Raw genomic sequence first — 853 nt, 5'->3', positions numbered from 1 at the left:
GGATTGTCCCATTCCTTGTCTCCCTGAGCTTTCAAGCGGGATTCCTCCTCCAAACGCGCCTTCCAGAGCCTCATGCGCGCCAATCCTTCCAGAGCAAACTCCCGTGTCCCGCACTGCGCCACAGCAACATATACCGCACTATAAGTACGTTCGTCCGCAAGGCACCGGCATGCGATAGAGGCCGGAGACCCGTACTTCCTCACTACAAATTGGAATCCCATTTTTTTCAGCCAATCCAAGCGGCAATGTGTCATCCGCTGAGGATGCGGACCGGAGGCCTCCGTTATTTTGTACCGGGAAGCATCCGGAAAACCCAGCTTATCCATCAACGGCTTCCAGATTTTTCCAAAAGCCGGAATCACGTCACCAGGTGGAGCCTCCGGAGGCGGAGGCCGGTTCTCGTAGCGGATCGTCCGGTACATATGGTCGTATTTCAGCTTTTTAGCCTTCGGCAGCACGGAAAGTATTTCCCGCTCCGCATCCACTCCCTTGCTCAATCCCTTCTGCACACGGACGAATTCACGCAAAACCGGAACCAGCTCGTCCTGCCGGATCGTCGGCGAGTCGTACTCCAGGGGCCAGTCGAAGTAATAGCCGCCTGCCACATCTTCCGTAACAACAGAAACATTCCCTTTCACGAAGGAACGCAGCCGTCTCCACCCGCGTTGCGCATCCACGTAATAGATCCACATTTCATCGCCCTGTTCGTGCAGTTCCATGTTATCCTGCGAAGGAGTTTCATAAGCTCCGATGCCGAGCCATACAGCCATAATGCGTGGGAGCACCTTTCCGCTACCATACCAGAACACAAATGAGTGAACAATATGCCCTTTTTTGTTCATTACCAGCCACG

At 54.2% G+C, this 853-nt stretch carries 1 protein-coding gene; it reads right to left on the bottom strand.

The annotated features are described in order from the left end of the window. Positions 1-853, bottom strand: an 853-nt coding sequence (locus tag HMPREF3039_RS10500; RefSeq protein WP_231863914.1) for a hypothetical protein, incomplete at both ends; no start/stop codon positions are given.

This window comes from Akkermansia sp. KLE1798, from assembly GCF_001580195.1.
In the GTDB taxonomy this organism is placed as follows: domain Bacteria; phylum Verrucomicrobiota; class Verrucomicrobiia; order Verrucomicrobiales; family Akkermansiaceae; genus Akkermansia; species Akkermansia biwaensis.
Note: the sequence above shows the minus strand (reverse complement) of the source record. Positions and strands in the feature narration are given on the sequence as shown.